The following is a 19,367-nucleotide window of genomic DNA, read 5'->3' as shown; positions in this document are numbered from 1 at the left end:
ACTCAGGCGCTGGGGACCAGCGCGTCCAGAGCCGAGTAGAACATGCCGAGACCGTCGTCGGACGGGCCCGTGAGGGCGTCGATCGCATGCTCCGGGTGCGGCATCAGGCCGACGACGCGGCCGCTCTCGCTGGCGATGCCCGCGATGTCGTTGCGGGAGCCGTTGGGGTTTCCGCCGACGTAGCGGAACACCACGCGACCGTCACCCTCGAGCCGGTCGAGCGTGGCCTGGTCGGCCATGTACCCGCCCTCGCCGGACTTCAACGGGATCAGCACCTCGGCGCCCTGGTCGTAGCGCGTGCTCCACACGGTGTCGTTGTTCTCGACCCGTAGCCACTGGTCGCGGCACACGAAGTGCAGCTTCTCGTTGCGCACGAGCGCGCCGGGCAGCAGGCCGGCCTCGCACAGGATCTGGAAGCCGTTGCAGATGCCGAGCACCGGCATCCCCTTGCCCGCGGCCTCCACCACCGACGTCATCACGGGGGCGAACCGGGCGATCGCGCCGCACCGCAGGTAGTCGCCGTAGGAGAACCCGCCGGGCACCACCACCGCGTCGACCCCCTTGAGGTCGGCATCGGCGTGCCAGAGATCCACCGCCTCGGCGCCGGAGTAGCGCACAGCGCGGGACGCGTCGACGTCGTCGAGCGTGCCAGGAAAGGTGATGACGCCGATGCGGGGGCTCACGCCTCCAACCTCCGCACGGTCCAGTCCTCGATCACCGGATTGGCGAGGAACCCCTCCGCGATCTTCGCGAGGGTCTCGTCGTCGACGGAATCGTCGACTTCCAGCTCGAAGTGCTTGCCCTGGCGAACCTCGGTGACCCCTGCGAAGCCGAGGCGCGGCAGCGCACCGGCCACCGCCTGGCCTTGCGGGTCGAGAATCTCGGGCTTGGGCATGACGTCGACGACTACTCGGGCCACGACAGGCTGCTCCTATATTTCCGCAGGTCGATGCCCATCGAGCGTAGCTTAGGGGCCGAGAGGCCCCCGACACCCCTCGGCCCCGTGCCGACTTACCGCTATTTCACCCGGTTAATACACACGTTGGACGTGCGGGTATTCCCGGACGTTGCGCGCGGGGGCCCGATTCGCCGGTTTGGCCCAGTCCTGTCAGCGCCAGTGACCGTGTGCGACCAGAGGCCGCTGACCTGCACCGCGCATGGCCCGGCCCGTCGCGGGCAGCGCCGCGCCGACCAGTGGGACGAGCCACAGCAGCAGCGCGACCACGGGCATGCCGACGTAGTCCCCGCCGCCGGTGCTCGAGAGCAGGTCGATGATCGCGTAGACGTAGTAGCCCGACCCGATCGCGGCGAGCGCGACGAGGATCCAGCGCACGAAGCCGAGCCGGAAGCACAGCAGCACCGCGAACAGTGTGACCGTGGAGGCGAAGCTGATGCTGAAGGTGATGGCGAAGTCGACGTTGCCGGTGAGGTCGTCGGTGAACGCCAGGCCAAGCGTCGCCACCAGCGCGTCGAGGTTGTCCGTCGTCCCGTCCCACGAGATCACCGCGACGATGTAGGTGAACGCGATCGCGGGCAGGAAGAACGCGGCCGCGACGTAGGCCATCGCGGTGCTCGGCCGCGGCGGACCGTAGCCGGGTGGGTAGCCGTAGCCGGGCGGCGGCTGCTGCTGCGGGTAGCCGTGAACGGGCTGCTGCGGCTGGTACGGCTGCTGGTACCACCCAGGATTCGGCTGGTTCATCGAACTCCCCCACGTGCGACGACCCGGCACCGCCTACGGGCGAATGCCGGATCGTTTTTAGCACGCCGCCCTGCCCTCGGACAGGCGATCGCGAGAAGTCGGGTGTGGAGTCAGTGCTTGTCGCGCTGCTTGCCGTGCAGCTTGCCGATCAGTTTGCCCACCAGCGCGTCGGTCTTTGCGGTGCGGGTGAACGACGTGAGCGCGACGGGCGCCGTGAAGCGCTGGCGCGCGATGGCCTTGGGCCGCGCGAACTCCCGCAGCCCCTCGGGGCCGTGGATGCGCCCGAACCCGGAATCGCCGAGCCCGCCGAAGGGCAGTGAGGCGATGCCCGCGAACGACAGCGGCGCGTTGATCGCCGTCTGTCCGGTGCGCAGCCGCCGCGCCAGCTCCATCCCGCGCCGCTTGGAGAACACCGTCGACCCGAGGCCGTACACCGAGTCGTTGGCCTTCTCGACGGCCTCGTCCATGTCGGCGACCTTGGCGATGGTGACCGTGGGCCCGAAGGTCTCCTCGCGCACGGCCGCGGAGTCCTCGGGCACGTCCACGAGCACGGTCGGCCTGACGAAGCGGTCGCCGACCGCGTCCTTGCCACCCACCAGCGCGCGTCCGCCTCTGGCGAGCGCGTCGGCGATGTGCCTGCGCACCACCTCGAGCTGTGAGGGCATCGTCATGGGGCCGTACTGCGTGCCCGCGTCCACCCGCTTCGTCTTCTCGACCACGCGCGCCACGAAGTCGTCGTACACGCGCTCGTGGACGTAGACGCGTTCGACGCCGGTGCACGTCTGGCCCGCGTTGGAGAACGCGCCCCACACCGTGGCGTCGGCGGCGGCCTCCACGTCGGCGTCGGCGTCGACGAGCAGCGGATCCTTGCCGCCTGCCTCGATCACCACGGGCGTGAGCGTCTCGGCCGCGGCGGCCATCACCTTCTTGCCCGTCGTGGCCGAGCCGGTGAAGGCGATCTTGTCGACGCCCGAGTTCGCCAGCGCCGCGCCGGTCGCCCCGAAGCCGGTGATCACCTGCAGCACGGGGTGCTCGGGCACGGCCTCGGCGAACGTGTCGGCGAGCCAGGTGCCGATGCCGGGCGTGTACTCGCTTGGCTTGAACACCACGGCGTTGCCCGCGGCGAGCGCGTAGCTGACCGAACCCAGCGGCGTGTAGACCGGGTAGTTCCACGGGCCGATCACGCCGACCACGCCGAGCGGGTGGTACTCGACGGTCGCGGCCTGGTTGGACAGCAGCAGGCCCGGCGAGCGGCGCTGCGGGCCGAGGATCTTGCGCGCGTGCTTGGCGGCCCACGCGAGGTGCTCGATCGCGAGCACGATCTCCAACTGGGCGTCACCGGCCGGCTTGCCGTTCTCCCTGCGGACCACCTCGCAGAGCTCGGGCAGCCTGCGCGCGATGATGCCGCGCCAGCTCGCCAGTCGCTGCGCGCGCCCGGCGAAGCCGAGCTGTTCCCACCACCTGGCGGCCTCGCGCGCCCTGGCGACGGCGGCCTCGACCTGCTCGGCCGTGTGCACGGGGTAGGTACCGAGGACCTCGTCCGTCGCCGGGTCGAGCGAGTCGAACGTTTCGACTGCCTGCACTGTGGTCATGGCCACAGGGTACGGCGACGTCTTCTTACTGACAATCTGCCAACTAGCCTGCGGCGTACTGTGGGACCGCGACTGGAGGGAGCACCATGCGAATCGTCCACTTCGGACACGCCTGTGTCTTGATCGAAACCGACAGCGCCCGCATTCTGATCGATCCCGGCGCCTTCTCCTCCGGGTTCGAAGGTGAGCGCGAGCTCGACGCCGTGCTGATCACGCACCAGCACTACGACCACATCGACACCGAGAAGCTGCCCGGTCTGCTGGAGGCCAACCCCGGCGCGCGGCTGATCACCGACCCCGGTTCCAAGGAGACAGTGGAGAAGCTGGGCCTGCCCTCGACGACGGCGCAACCCGGCGACGCCTTCGAACTCGGCGGGGCGAGCGTCAACGTCGTCGGCGGCCAGCACGCCACGATCCACGCCGACATCCCGGTGATCCCCAACGTCGGGTTCATCGTCGACCACGGCGCCTTCTACCACCCCGGCGACTCGTTCTTCGTGCCCGAGCAGCGCATCGACGTGCTCGGCCTGCCGACGGGCGCGCCGTGGCTCAAGGCGGGGGAGGCCGTGGACTACCTGCGGGCCGTGTCGCCGCGCCTCGCGGTGCCGATCCACGAGGCCGTGCTCGCCAACCCGGCCATGCACTACGGCCTGTTCACCAACCTCGCGCCCGAGGGCACCGAGGTCAGGGTGTTGCCGCGAGCCGAGTCGGCAGCGCTGTGAGGTAGGTCCGGCCGGTGGCGCCGTGCTCCAGCGCCACGTCGACGGCGTCCAGGAAGGCCTGCCGCCTGCCGGGCCTGCGCAGGTCCCTCGCGTCGACGCCGAGCCGCACCAGCCCGCCGCGCCTGGCCGCGCGTGCGGCGCTGAGCACGAGCGCGAAGCACCGCACCGTCTCGGTGCGCTGATTCTGGCTGCCGAAGCCCTGCACCCTGGCGCGGGCCACCTCGCCGGTGGTCAGGTCACGCACGGTCGAGAGGTCGGCGCACAGCCGGTATCCGTGGTGCCGCAGCGCCTCGAGGGTGCCGCGCGAAACTCGCCAGCGCGGCGGGGCGAACGCCTTGGTGCGCAGACCCGCCCTCTCCAGAGCGGCGCCCGCGGCGATCAGCCGCAGCCTGGCCTCGTGGGCGGGCAGCGAGGCGAACTCGGCCCTGATGCGGTGGTCGTAGCCGTGCAGCAGCACGGCGTCACCGCCGCGCACCCGCTCGCGCATCCATTCGGAGACGTCGGGCGAACCGTCCTCGGCGCTCGGGGTGAACAGCATCGAGAGCGGGACACCGCGCGCGTCCAGTTCCCCGGCCAGTTCTGTGCAGCGGTGCAAGGTCCGGGGGCCGGCACCGGACAGCGACACCAACAGGGTTGCGTCCACGCGCCTCATTAGGCACGACGGGTGTGACCGCCCGTTGGCTGCGAGGTGAGGCGCGAGTGAAGCCGGTGCGACAGTGCCGTCAGCGGTCGGCGGTCTGCTGGACGTCGTCCTCGCCTGCGAGTGCGTTGACGCGCCGCTCCTCCCGCATCGAGCGCACCGCGTTGGCCAGTGCCGTGACGATGAACGCCACGAGTCCCACGTAGACCACCGCGATCACCGTGGGCGAGGCACCGAGCGTGGACAGCAGCAGCCAACCGTTGGTCAGGATGATCAGCCCGCCCGCCGCCGTGCCCAGCACCCGGGGCGGCAGGCGGTGCGCGAGCCACGCACCGAGCGGCGCCGCGAGGACACCGCCGAGCAGCAGCCCGCCGACGACCACCCAGTTCATCTCCTCGTGGGAGAGCGCGACGAGGAACGCGGCACACGCTGCCACCGTGACGGCGAACTCGGCGGCACCCACAGAGCCGACCACCTTGCGCGGTTCGAGCCTGCCGCTCGACAGCAACGTCGTCGTGGCGACGGGACCCCAGCCGCCACCGCCGGTCGAGTCGACGAATCCGGCGACGAGCCCGAGCGGCGCCAGGAACTTCGCGCCAGGCCGCTTGTCGGTGATCAGCTTGCCGAGGCGCAGGAACGCGAACCGCACCAGCACGTAGAGGCCGAGCACGAACAGGATCGTGCTGATCCACACGCTCGCGAAGTCCGTGGACAGCGACACCAGCACGAACGCGCCCACGACGGCACCGATCGCTCCGGGCACCGCGAGGATGCTCACCGTCCGCCAGTCGATGTTGCGGAACTTCCAGTGCGACAGTCCCGAGGCCAGCGAGGTGCCCACCTGGGCGAAGTGCGCCGACGCCGACGCGACGGCAGGTGCCGTGCCGAAGGCGACCAGCGCGGTCGTCGAGGTCATGCCGTAGCCCATGCCGAGCATTCCCGACACCAGCTGTGCCACGAATCCGGCGACGCCGAACACGACGAGGGCGAGCATGGGCGGACCTCGGTTTCACGTGCGGCCGGGCACTCCTGCGGCAGAAGACCTCGGCGGGGTCAGGGGACGGGTGTCAGCGGGCTCGGCACGGTGCCGAGTCGGACCGATGCTGACAGAGGTCCACCAGGTGGTCCACGTGTTCCCAGATCACAGGATGGGGGCGGGCCGGTACGCGGCGGCCTCGGGGAACCGCTTCGCGAGCTGCTCGACGCGCGCCGCGACGGTCTCCACCTGGCCCTCGGCCGTGCCCGTGAACGAGAGCCGGTCGGCCAGCAGCGCGTCGAGCGCGGGCCGGTCCAGCGGCAGCCGCTCGTCGGCGGCGAGCCGGTCGAGCAGGTCGTTGTCGGCCTGACCCTCCCGCATCGCCAGTGCGACGGCCACCGCGTTCTCCTTGATCGCCTCGTGCGCGGTCTCCCTGCCGACGCCGGAGCGGACCGCGGCCATGAGCACCTTCGTGGTGGACAGGAACGGCAGATACCGGCCCAGTTCGCGGTCGACGACGGCGGGGAAGGCACCGAACTCGCCGAGGACGGTGAGGAACGTCTCCAGCAGACCGTCGAGCGCGAAGAACGCGTCGGGCAGCGCGACCCTGCGCACCACCGAGTCCGAGACGTCGCCCTCGTTCCACTGGTCGCCGGAGAGCTCGCCGATCATCGACAGGTAGCCGCGCAGCACCACCGCGAGCCCGTTCACCCGCTCGCACGAGCGCGTGTTCATCTTGTGCGGCATCGCCGACGAACCGACCTGGCCGGGCTGGAAGCCCTCGGTGACCAGCTCGTGGCCCGCCATCAGCCGGATGGTCTTGGCCAGGCTCGACGGCGCGGCCGCCACCTGCACCAGCGACGAGAGCACGTCGAAGTCGAGCGAGCGCGGATAGACCTGGCCCACGCTCGTGAACGCCCGCGTGAAGCCGAGGTGAGCGGCGACGCGCGACTCCAGCTCATCCAGCTTGGCCTGCTCGCCGAGCAGGTCGAGCATATCCTGCGCGGTGCCGACCGGGCCCTTGATGCCGCGCAGCGGATAGCGGCCGACCAGCTCGTCGAGCCGCTCGAAGGCCACCAACAGCTCGTCGGCCGAGGTGGCGAAGCGCTTGCCCAGCGTCGTGGCCTGCGCGGCCACGTTGTGCGAACGGCCCGCCATGACCAGTCCGGAGTGCTCCACGGCCAGCCCGGCGAGCCGGTCCAGCACGGCGACGACGCGTCCGCGGATGAGCTCCAGCGAGCGGCGCAGCTGCAGCTGCTCGACGTTCTCGGTGAGGTCGCGCGAGGTCATGCCCTTGTGCACGTGTTCGTGCCCGGCCAGCGCGTTGAACTCCTCGATGCGGGCCTTCACGTCGTGCCTGGTCACCCGCTCGCGATCGGCGATCGAGGCCAGGTCCACGCGGTCGAGCACCCGCTCGTAGTCGGCGACGACGCCGTCGGGCACCTCCACCCCGAGCTCCGCCTGCGCCTTGAGCACGGCCAGCCACAGCTCGCGCTCCAGTCGCACCTTGTTGTCCGGCGACCACAGCGCCACCAGCTCGGGCGAGGCGTAGCGGCCGGCGAGAACGTTGGGGATGCTGGGCTTGTCCGTCACGCAGCCAGGCTAACCGGCGGCCCAGGTCACAGCTGCGGCACCGGGTCAGCTCAACGCGTCGCGCAGCATCCTGGCCGCCGCTGCCCTCGGGTCGGGTTTCACCTCGATCAGCGCGTTCACGACCGCGCCGTCGACCAGCGCGATCAGCTGTTCGAGCCGCTGTGCGTCGATGGGCACCCCGGACTTCGCGAAGATCTCGGTGAGCAGCTCGCGCAGCTCCACGGCCAGCGTGCGCATGAGCGGGCGCAGGTAGGGCCGCCTGCCGGTGGCGACGAGACGCTCGTAGCGCAGCAGCACGGCCTCGTAGTCGGCGTCGTCTCCCAGCAGCTGGTCGAGCACCAGTTCCACGAGCGTGTCGACGCCCCGGTGCTCGGTGCTCAGCCGCGACAGCCGGTCGCGGCCCTTGGCCAGCTCGGAACGACCGTAGAACTCCATCGCGGCGGCGATCAGGTCGTCGAGCGAGTCGAAGTAGTACGTGGTGGAGGCGAGCGGGAGCCCGGCCCGGTCGGCCACGGCGCGGTGCCTGATCGCCTCGAAGCCGCTCTCGGTCAGCAATTCGGCGGCGGCACTGACCAGCGCGGCACGCCGTCGCTCGCCCTTCGGCGTGCTCGCCGTGCTCGCAGTGCTCCCGTCGGACGTCATGCCAAGCTAGTTTGCCACCCGGCCCCTGGTCAGAACCGAGGCGCCAGCGCGTCGGCCACGCCGCCGAGCTGATTCGCGAGCGGCGCCCGCGGTGTCGCCGAGTCGGGGATGCTCACCATGAGCAGCGTGCCGCCACTCGCCGCGGGCCGCTCCACCACCTCGGTGCCCTCCGGCCGGTCGGCCAGCCGGGTGGAGACACCTTCGGGGACCAGCGCGGCGGTGACGGTGCCGCCGTCGAGCGTGTAGGCGGCCGTGCGAGAGCCCGCAGGGCAGACGAGCCCGCCGATGGCGTCGGCTCCTGCGCCGACCGGAAGCTCGCCAGCGAGGGCGGTGGCGAGCTCCCGGTCGACCTTGTCGCACCCGAGGGTGCTCTCCCCTTCCACCGATCCGCCCTGCTTCGGCACGGTGTCAGGGAAGTCCTGCGCGCTGGGAAGACGTCCGGAGGACGCTCCCGGTTGCCCCGCGATCAAGGGTTTGCCCTCATTGGGAGCAGACCCCGACGCGGTACTGGTCGATTCATCGCCGCCACCCAGCAATACACCCACGGCGCCCGCCGCGCCTCCCAGCAACACGACCGCGCAGGCCACCCCCGCGATCATGGAGTGGCGCCGTCGGGTGATCCGGCGCGACTCGGACGCGATGTCGGCGGCGGCGAACGTCGGCGGCGGAGCCTCACCGGGGGCGTCCCGGAACAGCTCCTCGAGTTCCCGCTCATCCACGTGTCTCCACCTCCTCGCCGAGCACGTCCCGCAGGTTGGCCAGCCCGCGCGCGGTCTGGCTCTTGACGTTGCCCTCGCTGCACCGGAGCACCTTCGCGACTCCACTCACGTCGAGCCCCTCGAAGTAGCGCAGCACCAGCACGGCCCGCTGCTTCGGCGGCACCTCGCGCAGGGCCGTCAGCAGGTCCTCCCGCAGCGCGACCCGGTCGGCGAGCGGGTTGCCCTCCGGTGGCGGCTCGGGCAGTTCGTCCGACTGCCGCTCCCTGCGCCAGGGTCTGCGCGACTCGTCGATCGAGGCCCTGACCAGCGTCTTGCGCACATACGCGTCGGTGGCGGCCCGGTCACGGATCTTGCGCCACCGCCGGTGAAGTGCGACGAACGCCGTCTGCGCCAGGTCGTCGGCGCGGTGCCAGTCGCCACAGAGCATGTACGCGGTCCGGCGCACGGAGTCCCGCTTGGCGGCGAAGTACTCCGCGAACTCCTGCTCGTCGCGGTGGTCCACGCGATGGTTCTCCGGTCGGTTTGTGTTGTCGATGGCAGAGACGGAAGTGCAGGGGTCCACGGTTGCACGCCCGCACAGATTTCCGCTCGGGAGAGACCTCGTTGTGAGATCAACTCACGATGTGATGTGATCAGACTGTGACCTCCGAAGCGAATCCCGCCACTTCGCACCTCGACTTCCGTTCGGACACGATCACCCGGCCTGACGAACCCATGCGCCAGGCGATGGCGAACGCCGAGGTCGGCGACAACGTCATCGACGTCGACCCCACGGTGCGCGAGCTGGAACGACGCGCGGCGGAGACGCTGGGCATGGACGCCGCGCTCTGGACACCGAGCGGCACCATGGCCAACCTCATCGCACTGTCGGTGCACCTGCGCAGGGGCGACCGGTTCCTCGCCACCCGCAACGCGCACGTGCTGACCAACGAGCTCGGCTCCGCCGCGTGGCTCGCCAGCGGCATGCCCGACGTCCTCGAGCACGACGCAGGCCCAGGCAGGCCGACGCCGAGGGCGGTGCGGATCGCGGCCGGAACGCGCAGCGGGCCCTACTACGCGCTGCGCACGACACTGCTCTGCCTGGAGAACACCCACAACGCCGCCGGTGGGGCCATCACGCCGCCCGACGAGCACGCCCAGCTCGTGGCCACCGCGCGCGACGAGGGCCTGCTCGTGCACCTCGACGGCGCGCGGCTGTGGAACGCCGCCGCCGCACTCGGTCTTCCGCCCGCCGCGCTGACGGTGGGCGTCGACACCGTGTCGGCGTGCTTCAGCAAGGGCCTCGGCGCACCCGTCGGCTCCGTCGTCGCGGGTAGCGAGGAGTTCGTCGAGCAGGCGCGCCGGATGCGGCAGATGCTCGGTGGCGGCGTGCGCCAGGGTGGCGTGCTCGCCGCGGCGGGCCTACTCGCGCTCGACCGGGTCGGCGAGCTGGCGACCGACCACGACAACGCCAAGGCGCTCGCCGCGGGCCTGCGCGAACTCGGCTGGGACGTCGGCGAGCCGCAGACCAACATCGTGCTCGCCGCGGTACCCGACGTGCGGCTCACGCTGGAGTCGCTGCGCTCGCTCGGGGTCCTCACGCTGCCCATGGCGGGCAAGGTGCGCTTCGTGCTGCACCGCGACGTCTCCGCCGACGACGTCGCCGACGCGCTCGGCCGCATCAAGGCGAACGCCCGGTGAGCGGCCGCTGGCTGGTCTTCGACTACGGCGAGGTGCTGTGCACGCGCACCAAGGCGTTGCCGTCGCTCGCCGAGCGGATGGGCGCGCCGCTCGCCGCGTTCGAACCCGCGTACTGGGCCGCGCGCGACGCCTACGACCGGGGCGCGAGCGACCTGGAGTTCTGGAGCACGGTCGGCGACGCACTCGACGTGCGCGTCGACGAGGCGACCTCGGCGCGGCTCACGGAGCTCGACATCGAGGGCTGGTCCCACGTCGCGCCGGAGTCGCTGGAGCTGGTGGAGTCACTGGCCGAAGCGGGTGCGGCGCTGGCCGTGCTGTCCAACGCGCCGGTGTCGTTCGCGCGGTTCGCGGAGGAGCAGCCGTGGACGCGGCACTTCAGCGAGCTGCTGTTCTCGGGCGACGTGGGCATGGCGAAGCCGGACGCGAAGATCTTCGAACTACTGCTGGCCAGGCTGGGCGCGGAACCGGGTGACTGCCTGTTCTTCGACGACCGGCAGGCGAACGTGGACGGAGCGAGGGCGGCGGGCCTGCACGCCCACGTCTGGCAGGGCATCCCCAGCGCGGACGAGCTGCTCTGAGTCGCTCAGGCCAGTCCGAGCAGCACCGCGTTGGCCACCGCGAGCACCCCGAGGCTCGCGGCGGGCGCGGCGACCGCGGGTGAGTCCTTGACCCGCAGGTGCCGCAGCACCGTGCCGACCATCATCACCACGAGACCGATCGACGCGGCGAGCGCGACGGGACGGAACCAGAACCCGACGATGAGCCCCGCCGCAGCGGCGAGCTCGAGCGCCCCTATCGCGTGGTTGACCTGCGTGGACAACCCGAGGTGCCCGGCGTAGGACTTCAGGGGCTGAGCCCCCGCGAGCCGTGCCCCGCCCGCTCCGACGAACGCCGCCGTCAGCAGGAGTGAAAGCACCCCGATGACGATCGACATGGACGGAGTCGGCTCAGGAGTTGATCTGCTTCTTGTTGCCGCCGCCCTTGATGGCTCCGTACGCGGCCGTACCGAGGAACGCGGCACCCGCGATGAGGGCGATCCAGAACACCGCCTTCACCAGGAAGCCCACCAAGGAACCGATCACCATGAACGCGATCCAGGCAATCAGCAGACCGCCGACGATCTTCCAGAACATGACCTTCCTCCGCTGCACATCGAGTAGCCATCCGGTCCATCCCAGGTTGGCATGCCGCGGACCCGGATGACCCTCCGAACTGCCAACGTTCAGGGAAAACTCGGGGTTCCCCCTTATAACCCGCCCAGCCCCAAGCCTGCCCGACTGCGGTGAAGGGCACCTTTACCGCGTTCAATGCAGTAAAGGTGCCCTTCACCGCAGTTCTTCAGAGCCAGGTGGCGAGCCTGTGGATGGCTTCGGCGACCTCGGACTCCGCGCCCGCGAAGGAGAACCGGACGAAACGGCCGCCCTCGACCGGGTCGAAGTCGATGCCCGGCGTGATCGCCACACCCGTGTCGGCGAGCAGCCGCTGGCACCAGCTGAGGCTGTCGTCGGTGTGGGCGGAGACGTCGACGTAGGCGTAGAACGCGCCGTCGACGGGTGCGACGCGGTCGAACCCGAGGTCGCGCAGGCCCTTCAGCAGCAGGTCCCGGTTGGTCCGGTAGTTCGCGACGTGCCCGTCGAGCTCGGCGTAGGACTCCGGCGTGAACGCCGCTACGGCCGCGCGCTGGGCCAGCGCGGGCGGGCAGATGTTGAAGTTCCCGGTGAGCACGTCGACCGCGCGGTGCAGCCGCTGCGGCACGAGCATCCAGCCGAGCCGCCAGCCCGTCATCGCGAAGTACTTGGAGAACGAGCCCAGCACCAGCGACTCGGTCGAGGTCTGCCACGCGCAGCCGAGTTCGGCCTCGTACGAGATGCCGTGATAGATCTCGTCGCTGATCAGCTGCACGCCGTGCGACGAGCACCAACCCGCGATCGCGGCGAGTTCGCCGGGAGGGAGCACGGTGCCGGTCGGGTTGCTGGGGCTGGCCACGATGAGCCCCTTGATGGGGCCGAGCTCGTCGAGCAGGTCGGTGGTGGGCTGGAAGCGCGTGTGCTCGTCGGTGGTGAACTCCACGACCTCGCAGCCGAGCGCGGCCAGCAGGTTGCGGTAGGCGGGGTAGCCGGGCCGCGCCATCGCCACCCGGTCGCCCGCTTCGAAGGCCGCCAGGAACGAGAGCAGGAACCCGCCGGAGGAGCCGGTCGTGACGATCACGTCCTGCGGGCTGACCTCGAGCGAGTAGGTGCGCTCGTAGTGACCGGCGATCGCCTCGCGCAGCTCGGGGATGCCCAGCTGCACGGTGTAGCCGAGGTCGCCTTCACCCAGCGCACGCCGCGCCGCCTCCAGCACGGGCTTCGGCGCCCCCGCCGTGGGCTGGCCCGCGCAGAGCGAGACCACGTCGCCGTGGCTGCGCTGTCTGGCCTGCGCCGCGGAGAGGACCTCCATGACGTGGAAGGGCGCCACGTCGGCGCGCCGCGAGGGGCCGGGGAAGTGTGGGAACTCGACCATGCCGCCGAGGGTAAGGCCGCCGGCTAGCCCGCGCGGTAGCCGACCGTGAATCCGTCGTCGCGGCGGCGGATCGACAGCGACAGCGCGGCCGCGGCGATGAGCAGCAGCACGCCGACGTTCTCGCCCAGCTCCTCGGCGTGGTAGGTCAGCACGTAGAGCGGGCCGCTCTCGCCGCTCGCGATCAGCAGTCCCTGCACCAGTTCCATGCCCAGCGCCGAGCCGAGCAGCAGCGCGCAGCCGCCGATCACGAACCACCTCGGCCGACCGCGCAGCCTGCTCGCCAGCAGCGAGAGCGCGGCCACCACCACGAGGCCCGCCACCGCACCGGGCAGCAGCCAGTAGAACGGGAAGCCGTCGAAGGTCACCAGCTGCCGCCCGATGCGATCGAGACGTTCGTGCAGTTGTGTGTGGTCGTCGAGGGACAGCAGGGTCAGCAGTGCCGCGCCGCACCACCAGCCCCACGACTCCGCTCGCGCCGGTCCCCGCGCGAGCGCCGCGGTCACCCCGTACAGGACGGCCGCCACCACCAGCAGTCCCACGCTCCACCAGGTCGGCAGGTTCCCTTCCACGAACACGTCGAGGTAGAGCTGGATCTCACCGCGGTCCCTGGTCAGGGGGTGGTGGATCAACGCGGGCACCGCCATGCTCGCCACGTTGAGCGCCACCGACACCCCGAGCAGGGCCCACCACACCGGGCGCAACCGCACCCCGGTGCCGTCCGCGGTCAGACTCTCGCTGGTCGCGTCAGCCACTACAGCCATCCTTTTTGGGAAGAATGCGCGATTCTAGCTGGATTGTTCGGTTCAGCGAGGGCTGTCGGCGCTGTTCGGCGACGGCGACGCGGCCGAGTCAGGCGTGTTCGGCGTGTTCGGCGTGTTCGGCGTCTGCGGGGAGTTCGGCGTGTTGGGAGTGTTGGGCGTCTGGGCCGTGTTGGCCGTGTTGGCCGTGTTGGCCGTGTTGGCCGTGTTGGCCGTGTTGGCCGTGTTGTGGTCGCGGTCCGCGGGGGAGTCGACGGCCGAGGCCGCGGGCGAGTCGGCCGACTCCGGAGAGTCGTCACCGGCCTGCTGCTGGGCGTGGTCGACGAGCTGCACCTGCGAGGGCACCTGCTGGTCGTTGAGCTGCACGTCAGCCGACGCGGTGCCCATCGCCACCAGGCCGCCGACTCCGAGCACGGTCGCGGTGGCCGCGACGACGAACCAGGGACGCTTGTTCTGAGCCATGATCGTTTTCCTCTCCTCGTTACTTTCGGTTTCTCACGCGGCGAGCAGCTGCTCGCCGGTCAGCCAGCGCTGGGCGAGCTCGAGTCGTTGCCCGAGCGCCGTGCGCCAGTTCTCGTCCTGCACCCGGTGCGAGCCGGTGGCCAGTGACAGCACCACAGCCGCGACCCGGGTGCGCAGGATTCGGGGGTCGAAGTGCCGCTCGAACTCGCGAAGGCACCTCGCCGCGTAGGCGTCGATCACTTCGGCGCGGTCGGGTCTCACCTGCGCGAGCACGGCGAGGTGGCCGAGCAGGCACGCGGGGTCGTCGTAGCGATCGCCCGCGCCCGCGGTGTCGATGTCGAGCAGCCCGCCGAGTTCGCCGTCGCGCACGAGCAGCTGGCTCTCGTAGAAGTCGCCGTGCACGGCCACCGGCGGCTCGCCCGAGGGCAGCACGGCATCGGCGATCGCGTGCGCGGCGGGACCGGCCTCCGGCAGTACCGCGGCCACGGCGTTCGCGTAGTGGCGGGCCTGCTCACCCCAGCCCGGCCGGGCGGGGTGCTCGGCCAGTGCGGGCGGCAGCGTCCGCAGCACCTCGACGATCCGCTCGGGGTCGAGCGCGATCGAGTCCTCGGTGAGCAGCAGGTCGCGCAGCGGTGTACCTGGCAGTCCGCCGAGCACGAGCAGCCCGTCGTCGGTCCAACCGAGACTCTCGGGCGCTAGCGAGCCCGCGGCCGCCCGGTGCAGCCGCTGCAGGTCCTCGACCTTGCCGGGACGCAACACCTTCACGAAGAGGCTCGTGCGCGCGGTCCGTACCTCGACCACGGCCCTGCGGCACGGGCGGTAGGCCCGCACCCGCAGCGTCACCTCGCCGTCGCCGAGGCCGAGCCCGGCCACGAGGCGGCGCATCCGCTCGGGATCGCACGCGGCGGGCAGCGCGGGCAGCGCCGGGTCGTGCGGGAACCGCCAGAGCCCGACCTCGCGCTCGCCGTCGGACATCAGCAGCGCGGCCTGCGTGTGCCGGGAGTCGGTGGTGGCCCCGAAGGTCTCGGTGCTGTGCGCACCGTCGCCCCATTCGACGTCCACGTGGGCAGCGACCGTCGTGCCGCCCTTCGGCTGCACGTCGAGGTGAGTGGTGCGCCAGCCGAGCACCGTGCCGCCCGCGACCTCGACGGCCGCGCTCCACAGCCGTCCGAGGTCCGCCTCACCGGGTGTCCACCGCTTCTCGCTCATGGAAACAACGATGCGGGCGGAGCGTGAATCGGCGCTGAGTCCCCGATTAAGGGATCTTCATGGAGCTAGTAGCCCTGGTAACCCCCGCCACCGGCCATGGAAGCGAGGCCGGGGTGGCCTTCGAAGCCGCCGTAGCGGTCGAACGTGTAGCGGACCCCGGCGATGATGTTGTCCACCGGGTCGTAGATGTCGTCGTGGCCGGGCAGCTTGTGCGCCTCGAACGTCGGGTCGATGCACTGCATCAGCCCCTTCGACGGCGTTCCCTTGGCCGCGTTGGAGTCCCAGTCGTTGAGGGCGTGCGGATCGCCGCCGGACTCCTTCTCGATGATCGTCCAGATCTCGTCGATGTTGTCCTCGGTCACCGGGATTCCGTTGGCCTGCAGGATCTTGATGGCCTCGCGGATCCACTGGTCGACGTTGCCGGGAGGAGGGCCACTGCTCGGCGGGCCGCCGCTCGAGCCGAGCCCGCCGCCTCCGGACGCGCCGCCACCCGAGCTGCCGCCTCCACCGGAACCGCCGCCCGAGCCCTCGCTGACACCGCCGTCGCTGACACCGCCGGTGGCCTGCATCTGCGAACCGGACCCTCCGGGCGGTGGCACCGCCGCGAACCCACCGTCCACTTCGGTCTTCATGAGCTCCTGCGCCCTCGCGATGGCCTGATTGGACTGTCCGAGCAGTTCGTCGATGCGCGTGGCGGCGTCCGACGCGGTGCGCTTGTTCTCCTCGTCCGCGGTCCGGATGATCTCCTCCGCGGTGGGCGAGGGCGGCTGGTCGCGCTCGCCGTCGTTGAACGCCCGCATGGCGCCGCGCGCGGCCTGTGCGTTGCCCTCGGCCTCGGTGTTGCGGTTGTCGATGGCCGTACGAGCGTCTTCCTTGGTGCTCTGGATCTGCCTCTTGAGGTCGGACAGCGTCTCCTGCAACGTGGTGAGCTCGCGCGCCACCTCGTCGAGCTTGTCCTTGACCTTGCTGCCCGCCGCGGCGACCTTGCCGACGTAGTCGAAGAACGAGTCGGCGGCAGGCCCGTCCCACACGCCGCCGTCCTGCAACGGCGCGGCGGCACTGGTGAGTCCCGCCGTGTGGTCGCCCGCGTTGCGCGACGCCTCGTCGAACTGCCGGGCGACCTCCTGGATCTCGCCGGGGTTGACCTTGTCCACCTTGGCGGCCCGTGTCTCCACATCGGACCAGTTGGCGGGAATTCCTGCGCCCGCCATCAGCGGTCCCTGACGGTGAGGTTGTCCGCGGCGGTCGCGTCGGCCTCTCCCATAGCGGCGACGGCGTCGCGCAACGCGGTGCTGGCGGCCGACATCAGGCCGGCAGCGCTCTCGAACTCGGACTGCATACCGGAGGTGAACGAGCCGAGCGTGCCGTCGACCCTGTCCGGGTTCTCGGGATCCTCGACCTCGCCGAAGGGGCTTTCCCCTTCGACGCCCTTCATCTTGTCCTTCGAGGACCGGAACTCCTCGGCGAGCTTGTCGAGGCTGCCCGCCGTGATGTTCATCGACTCCGCGTCGTATACGGGCACGGCTGTTTCTCCCCTGTCATCCCGTCTCGCACACCCCGATTGTCGTCCGCCCGTTCGACGCGTCGACTCCTGCGGCGGTTCCGCCACTGTACGACGCCGCACGGGTTCGCGCGCGAGCTTCGAGCTGCTCAGACCTCCGAGAGCAGCTCCCACACGCGGCCGGCGAGCAGCGAATTGTCCGCCGGTGTCACGGTTGCCCAGTTTCGCCCGTCGCTGCCCGGCTGCACCTGGAAGAGGTAGCGCCCCGCATCGTTGTCGTAGAAGGCGATCACGCGCCGCGCTCTGGTGATCTGACCGTCGCGACCGTGGCGCTGCGCGCCGAACTGGCCGCGCGTGCCCATGCCCATCATCATCCCGGCGAGCTCCTGTGCCTGCCACAGCTCCACGCCACGGTCCTCGAGCTCGGTGACCATCGCCTTCGCGTCCCCGCGAGCCCGCTCGTCGGCGGCCACCAGCACCTCGTGCGGCAGGCTCACCGACTGCCCGACCCCAGCGCCGAGGTCTCCTGCCACCGAGACCGCGGACTCGGGCAGCGACGTGTCCGCGGCGGGGATGAGCCACACCTCGTCGCCGTCGACCACGCCGAGCAGCGCCTGGTTGCCCGTGCTCACGGCGAGCCCGGAGATCTGCCGGTCGGCCCAGACCCAGAGGTCGATGCTCACCTTCGGCTGCACGAACAGGTTCAACAGGTCGACCACGTCGTTCGACGCCTTGTTGCCTCGCGCGAGACCACGCCGGGCCAGCGACTCCCACGCCCGCTTCACGAGCTCGTCGCGCTCGGTGTGGGTGACGCCAGGGCTCGGAACGTCGAGTGCCACGTGCCTGGTCGGCAGGCGCTCGGCCTCCCAGAGCATGTCGAACTCCAGCGTGGACAGGACCACGCTGCCCGCGGCGGCTCCGCTCACTTGTGTCCGTCCGCGTCGTCGCCGATGACGTCGGGCGAGACCATGCGCTGGTCGGTGAACAGGTCGTTGTCGTCGACGCCGTAGCGGCGCACGTGGCTCGCGTCCTCTTCGCCCTCGTCCTGCGGCGCGGCCTTCTCCAGGTAGCCGGCGCGCTGGCGCTCCGAACGCGGGCTGAGCCGGTCGGAGTTGCGCTGGGCGCGTGCCTCCTCCTCGGGCAGGTCGCCGATCGCGAGCTGGTGCGGAGACCGCGTCGAACCCGGTGCGCTGCGACCGACGCCTCTGCCCTTGCGTTCGTTGTCGCCCGCCAGCGCGCCCGCGACGCCACCGGCGCCGAGCGCCGCGGCTCCGGCACCGACGTCGTTCAGCGGCGCACCGCCCTTCGGCGTTCCGGTGAAGCCACCGCTGGTGACCGTGCCCGGCTGGGAGCCGGGCTGGGGCGCCGAACCGAACGACTTGCCCTTGGCGAGCGGCTGGTCGTCACCGCCGCCGCCGGGCACACCCGGCTTGCCCACGACACCACCGACGCCGCCCGCGACGCCGCCACTGCCAGCAGCGGGCGGCGGAGTACTCGCGGCGGGAACGCCACCCGCTCCGGGCGCGCCTCCCGTCACGGGTCCGCCGACAACGCCGCCGACCCGGCCCGGTGTGCCCGGCCCGGAACCGGCACCAGCTCCCGGCGGGACGGCCGTGCCGGGGGACTGCGTGCCGCCGACGACACCACCCGCCACGGGCGGCACGGCGGGCGGAGTGGTCGAACCGGGCGCGATCGGCGAGCCGGAACCGCCGGGCGCCGCGGGAGCGCTCGGCGGGACGGCGACGCTGCCGGACTGGTGCTGCTGCGGCGCCCGGACCCCGCCCACGTAACCGGAGGGCGCCGGCGCCGGCGCGGGCGCGGCGCTGCTCGCCGACGTCGACTGCGGCACGGGCCGCGTCACCGGGTTTCCACTGCCGGTGCTGCGCGAGGGCGGCGGCTGCTGCGCGGGCAGGCCGTAGGCGGGCGTCGGCGCGTACGCGCTCGCACCGCTCACCGGCGGGGCGGCGGTGGGAGGCGGCGAACCGGGGACGGAGCCGGGTGCCGCGGCGATCGGTCCACGCAGGCCCGCCGCGGCGGTCACGTCGTCGGGGCCGCCGCCCGCGTCGACCCTGCCCGGAAGCCTCGGCCCGGTGTCGGCGTGCAGGGTCTGCGGGGACGCCAGCGACGGCGTGCTGTTGAGGTGCTCGCCGCTGTCCTGCGCATAGGCGTTGAGCGCCTCCAGCGCCTGCTGCCTGGCTTCCCGCGCCTGCGCGACCTTGACCGCGTTGTCGGTCTCGAAGCCGAGCAGGCTGCCCAGCCCGTCGAACACCCCGTAGCCCGCCGACTGCCGTAGTGCTTCTGAGTCGGGCAGCTTGTGCAACGTGCGGTTGAACGACTCGCCCTGCGCGAAGATTCGCTTGGCCGAGTCGTCCACCCGCTCACCGGCCTGCGTGGAGAAGTCGGCGTTGCGGGCCACCGCGGCTCCGGCCTGTGCACCGGCCTCGCTCTGCCACTCCACGCCCAGCTTGGCCAGCTCGGTGCGCAGGATTCCGTCGGTCTCGGCGAGTGCGCCGCCGATGGCCATGAGCGCCTCGACGGCGTCGCTGATGCCGCTGATGCCGGGACCGGACCGGAACCGGTCGATCTCGTCGGCGAGCATGTTGTCGGTGTAGCCGTCGTAGCGGTGGTCGCTGATCTTGTTGACCAGCACCGAGATGTCGAGGTTGTCCATT

General features: G+C 71.2%; 23 protein-coding genes. 3 read left to right on the top strand and 20 right to left on the bottom strand.

From position 1 onward, the window contains the following. Positions 1–2: 2 nt before the first annotated feature. The 4 genes from purQ to JHE00_RS10720 all read right to left on the bottom strand — a co-directional run bounded on the left by purQ (position 3) and on the right by JHE00_RS10720 (position 3,291). A complete protein-coding gene (gene purQ / locus JHE00_RS10735) occupies positions 3–683 on the bottom strand; it encodes a phosphoribosylformylglycinamidine synthase subunit PurQ (RefSeq protein ID WP_200317461.1) in 681 nt (226 codons plus the stop codon). After that, the gene (gene purS / locus JHE00_RS10730) at positions 680–919 is read right to left on the bottom strand and encodes a phosphoribosylformylglycinamidine synthase subunit PurS (RefSeq protein WP_200317459.1); all 240 of its coding nucleotides are present in this window, start codon (positions 917–919) and stop codon (positions 680–682) included. Before purS ends, purQ begins: the two co-directional genes overlap by 4 nt. A 189-nt stretch (positions 920–1,108) precedes the next feature. Further along, positions 1,109–1,699, bottom strand: a complete 591-nt coding sequence (locus JHE00_RS10725) for a hypothetical protein (RefSeq protein ID WP_200318366.1) — start codon at positions 1,697–1,699, stop codon at positions 1,109–1,111. A gap of 110 nt (positions 1,700–1,809) precedes the next feature. Continuing rightward, positions 1,810–3,291: an aldehyde dehydrogenase family protein gene (locus tag JHE00_RS10720; protein ID WP_200317457.1), complete on the bottom strand. Its 1,482-nt coding sequence runs from the start codon at positions 3,289–3,291 to the stop codon at positions 1,810–1,812. 86 nt (positions 3,292–3,377) lie between these two features. Here JHE00_RS10720 and JHE00_RS10715 point away from each other — a divergent pair, with 86 nt between their 5' ends. Continuing rightward, entirely contained in the window at positions 3,378–4,013 is a 636-nt protein-coding gene (locus JHE00_RS10715) for an MBL fold metallo-hydrolase (protein WP_200317456.1), read from the top strand. Here the strand turns inward: JHE00_RS10715 and JHE00_RS10710 are convergent. From JHE00_RS10710 to JHE00_RS10685, 6 genes are all read right to left on the bottom strand, one after another. Beyond that, positions 3,976–4,665 carry a DUF2334 domain-containing protein gene (locus JHE00_RS10710; RefSeq protein ID WP_200317455.1) on the bottom strand — a complete coding sequence of 230 codons (690 nt, stop codon included), beginning with the start codon at positions 4,663–4,665 and terminating at the stop codon, positions 3,976–3,978. The genes JHE00_RS10715 and JHE00_RS10710 overlap by 38 nt on opposite strands. A 70-nt stretch (positions 4,666–4,735) precedes the next feature. Continuing rightward, positions 4,736–5,647: a sulfite exporter TauE/SafE family protein gene (locus JHE00_RS10705; RefSeq protein ID WP_200317454.1), complete on the bottom strand. Its 912-nt coding sequence runs from the start codon at positions 5,645–5,647 to the stop codon at positions 4,736–4,738. Positions 5,648–5,794: 147 nt separating this feature from the next. Beyond that, on the bottom strand, positions 5,795–7,222 hold the full coding sequence (gene purB, locus JHE00_RS10700) for an adenylosuccinate lyase (protein WP_200317453.1): 1,428 nt from the start codon (positions 7,220–7,222) through the stop codon (positions 5,795–5,797). A 45-nt stretch (positions 7,223–7,267) separates the two neighbouring features. Next, entirely contained in the window at positions 7,268–7,864 is a 597-nt protein-coding gene (locus JHE00_RS10695) for a TetR/AcrR family transcriptional regulator (protein WP_200317452.1), read from the bottom strand. Positions 7,865–7,893: 29 nt separating this feature from the next. Beyond that, the gene (locus JHE00_RS10690) at positions 7,894–8,583 is read right to left on the bottom strand and encodes a hypothetical protein (RefSeq protein WP_200317451.1); all 690 of its coding nucleotides are present in this window, start codon (positions 8,581–8,583) and stop codon (positions 7,894–7,896) included. Beyond that, a complete protein-coding gene (locus tag JHE00_RS10685; protein ID WP_200317450.1) occupies positions 8,576–9,085 on the bottom strand; it encodes a SigE family RNA polymerase sigma factor in 510 nt (169 codons plus the stop codon). Before JHE00_RS10685 ends, JHE00_RS10690 begins: the two co-directional genes overlap by 8 nt. 137 nt (positions 9,086–9,222) lie before the next feature. Here JHE00_RS10685 and JHE00_RS10680 point away from each other — a divergent pair, with 137 nt between their 5' ends. Next, on the top strand, positions 9,223–10,263 hold the full coding sequence (locus JHE00_RS10680) for a threonine aldolase family protein (protein WP_200317448.1): 1,041 nt from the start codon (positions 9,223–9,225) through the stop codon (positions 10,261–10,263). Then, on the top strand, positions 10,260–10,841 hold the full coding sequence (locus tag JHE00_RS10675) for an HAD family hydrolase (RefSeq protein WP_307831886.1): 582 nt from the start codon (positions 10,260–10,262) through the stop codon (positions 10,839–10,841). The genes JHE00_RS10680 and JHE00_RS10675 overlap by 4 nt, the downstream gene beginning before the upstream one ends. 5 nt (positions 10,842–10,846) lie before the next feature. Here JHE00_RS10675 and JHE00_RS10670 read toward each other — a convergent pair whose 3' ends face one another. The 10 genes from JHE00_RS10670 to JHE00_RS10625 form a co-directional block, all read right to left on the bottom strand. Further along, entirely contained in the window at positions 10,847–11,197 is a 351-nt protein-coding gene (locus JHE00_RS10670; RefSeq protein WP_200317446.1) for a DoxX family protein, read from the bottom strand. 13 nt (positions 11,198–11,210) lie between these two features. After that, positions 11,211–11,396: a hypothetical protein gene (locus tag JHE00_RS10665; protein ID WP_200317444.1), complete on the bottom strand. Its 186-nt coding sequence runs from the start codon at positions 11,394–11,396 to the stop codon at positions 11,211–11,213. A 205-nt stretch (positions 11,397–11,601) separates the two neighbouring features. Next, positions 11,602–12,765 (bottom strand): pyridoxal phosphate-dependent aminotransferase, encoded by a 1,164-nt coding sequence (locus JHE00_RS10660; RefSeq protein ID WP_200317442.1) that lies wholly within the window; start codon positions 12,763–12,765, stop codon positions 11,602–11,604. 23 nt (positions 12,766–12,788) lie between these two features. Then, entirely contained in the window at positions 12,789–13,526 is a 738-nt protein-coding gene (locus JHE00_RS10655; RefSeq protein WP_200317439.1) for a DUF8692 domain-containing protein, read from the bottom strand. Between the two features lie 42 nt (positions 13,527–13,568). Further along, positions 13,569–13,985 (bottom strand): hypothetical protein, encoded by a 417-nt coding sequence (locus JHE00_RS10650; RefSeq protein ID WP_200317437.1) that lies wholly within the window; start codon positions 13,983–13,985, stop codon positions 13,569–13,571. 33 nt (positions 13,986–14,018) lie between these two features. Further along, positions 14,019–15,194 carry a phosphotransferase family protein gene (locus JHE00_RS10645; protein WP_200317435.1) on the bottom strand — a complete coding sequence of 392 codons (1,176 nt, stop codon included), beginning with the start codon at positions 15,192–15,194 and terminating at the stop codon, positions 14,019–14,021. Between the two features lie 65 nt (positions 15,195–15,259). Next, on the bottom strand, positions 15,260–16,405 hold the full coding sequence (locus JHE00_RS10640) for a transglycosylase SLT domain-containing protein (RefSeq protein ID WP_200317433.1): 1,146 nt from the start codon (positions 16,403–16,405) through the stop codon (positions 15,260–15,262). Further along, on the bottom strand, positions 16,405–16,716 hold the full coding sequence (locus JHE00_RS10635) for a hypothetical protein (RefSeq protein WP_200317424.1): 312 nt from the start codon (positions 16,714–16,716) through the stop codon (positions 16,405–16,407). The genes JHE00_RS10640 and JHE00_RS10635 overlap by 1 nt, the downstream gene beginning before the upstream one ends. 128 nt (positions 16,717–16,844) lie before the next feature. Then, the gene (locus JHE00_RS10630; RefSeq protein WP_307831884.1) at positions 16,845–17,621 is read right to left on the bottom strand and encodes an ESX secretion-associated protein EspG; all 777 of its coding nucleotides are present in this window, start codon (positions 17,619–17,621) and stop codon (positions 16,845–16,847) included. Next, positions 17,618–19,366, bottom strand: coding sequence for a magnesium chelatase (locus JHE00_RS10625; RefSeq protein WP_200317422.1), 1,749 nt, complete (start codon positions 19,364–19,366; stop codon positions 17,618–17,620). The genes JHE00_RS10630 and JHE00_RS10625 overlap by 4 nt, the downstream gene beginning before the upstream one ends. Position 19,367 lies beyond the last annotated feature (1 nt).

Origin of the sequence: Prauserella cavernicola (assembly GCF_016595675.1) — a bacterium.
Lineage (GTDB): Bacteria > Actinomycetota > Actinomycetes > Mycobacteriales > Pseudonocardiaceae > Prauserella_A > Prauserella_A cavernicola.
Note: the sequence above shows the minus strand (reverse complement) of the source record. Positions and strands in the feature narration are given on the sequence as shown.

Bases quoted from the DNA above. Each gene is read 5' to 3' on its own strand.
- JHE00_RS10650 (WP_200317437.1), bottom strand. From the start codon at position 13,985: ATGGCTCAGAACAAGCGTCCCTGGTTCGTCGTCGCGGCCACCGCGACC.
- JHE00_RS10660 (WP_200317442.1), bottom strand. From the start codon at position 12,765: ATGGTCGAGTTCCCACACTTCCCCGGCCCCTCGCGGCGCGCCGACGTG.
- JHE00_RS10715 (WP_200317456.1), top strand. From the start codon at position 3,378: ATGCGAATCGTCCACTTCGGACACGCCTGTGTCTTGATCGAAACCGAC.
- JHE00_RS10710 (WP_200317455.1), bottom strand. From the start codon at position 4,665: ATGAGGCGCGTGGACGCAACCCTGTTGGTGTCGCTGTCCGGTGCCGGC.
- JHE00_RS10665 (WP_200317444.1), bottom strand. From the start codon at position 11,396: ATGTTCTGGAAGATCGTCGGCGGTCTGCTGATTGCCTGGATCGCGTTC.
- JHE00_RS10705 (WP_200317454.1), bottom strand. From the start codon at position 5,647: ATGCTCGCCCTCGTCGTGTTCGGCGTCGCCGGATTCGTGGCACAGCTG.
- JHE00_RS10640 (WP_200317433.1), bottom strand. From the start codon at position 16,405: ATGGCGGGCGCAGGAATTCCCGCCAACTGGTCCGATGTGGAGACACGG.
- JHE00_RS10625 (WP_200317422.1), bottom strand. From the start codon at position 19,366: ATGGACAACCTCGACATCTCGGTGCTGGTCAACAAGATCAGCGACCAC.
- JHE00_RS10645 (WP_200317435.1), bottom strand. From the start codon at position 15,194: ATGAGCGAGAAGCGGTGGACACCCGGTGAGGCGGACCTCGGACGGCTG.
- JHE00_RS10670 (WP_200317446.1), bottom strand. From the start codon at position 11,197: ATGTCGATCGTCATCGGGGTGCTTTCACTCCTGCTGACGGCGGCGTTC.
- JHE00_RS10655 (WP_200317439.1), bottom strand. From the start codon at position 13,526: ATGGCTGTAGTGGCTGACGCGACCAGCGAGAGTCTGACCGCGGACGGC.
- JHE00_RS10695 (WP_200317452.1), bottom strand. From the start codon at position 7,864: ATGACGTCCGACGGGAGCACTGCGAGCACGGCGAGCACGCCGAAGGGC.
- JHE00_RS10720 (WP_200317457.1), bottom strand. From the start codon at position 3,291: ATGACCACAGTGCAGGCAGTCGAAACGTTCGACTCGCTCGACCCGGCG.
- JHE00_RS10725 (WP_200318366.1), bottom strand. From the start codon at position 1,699: ATGAACCAGCCGAATCCTGGGTGGTACCAGCAGCCGTACCAGCCGCAG.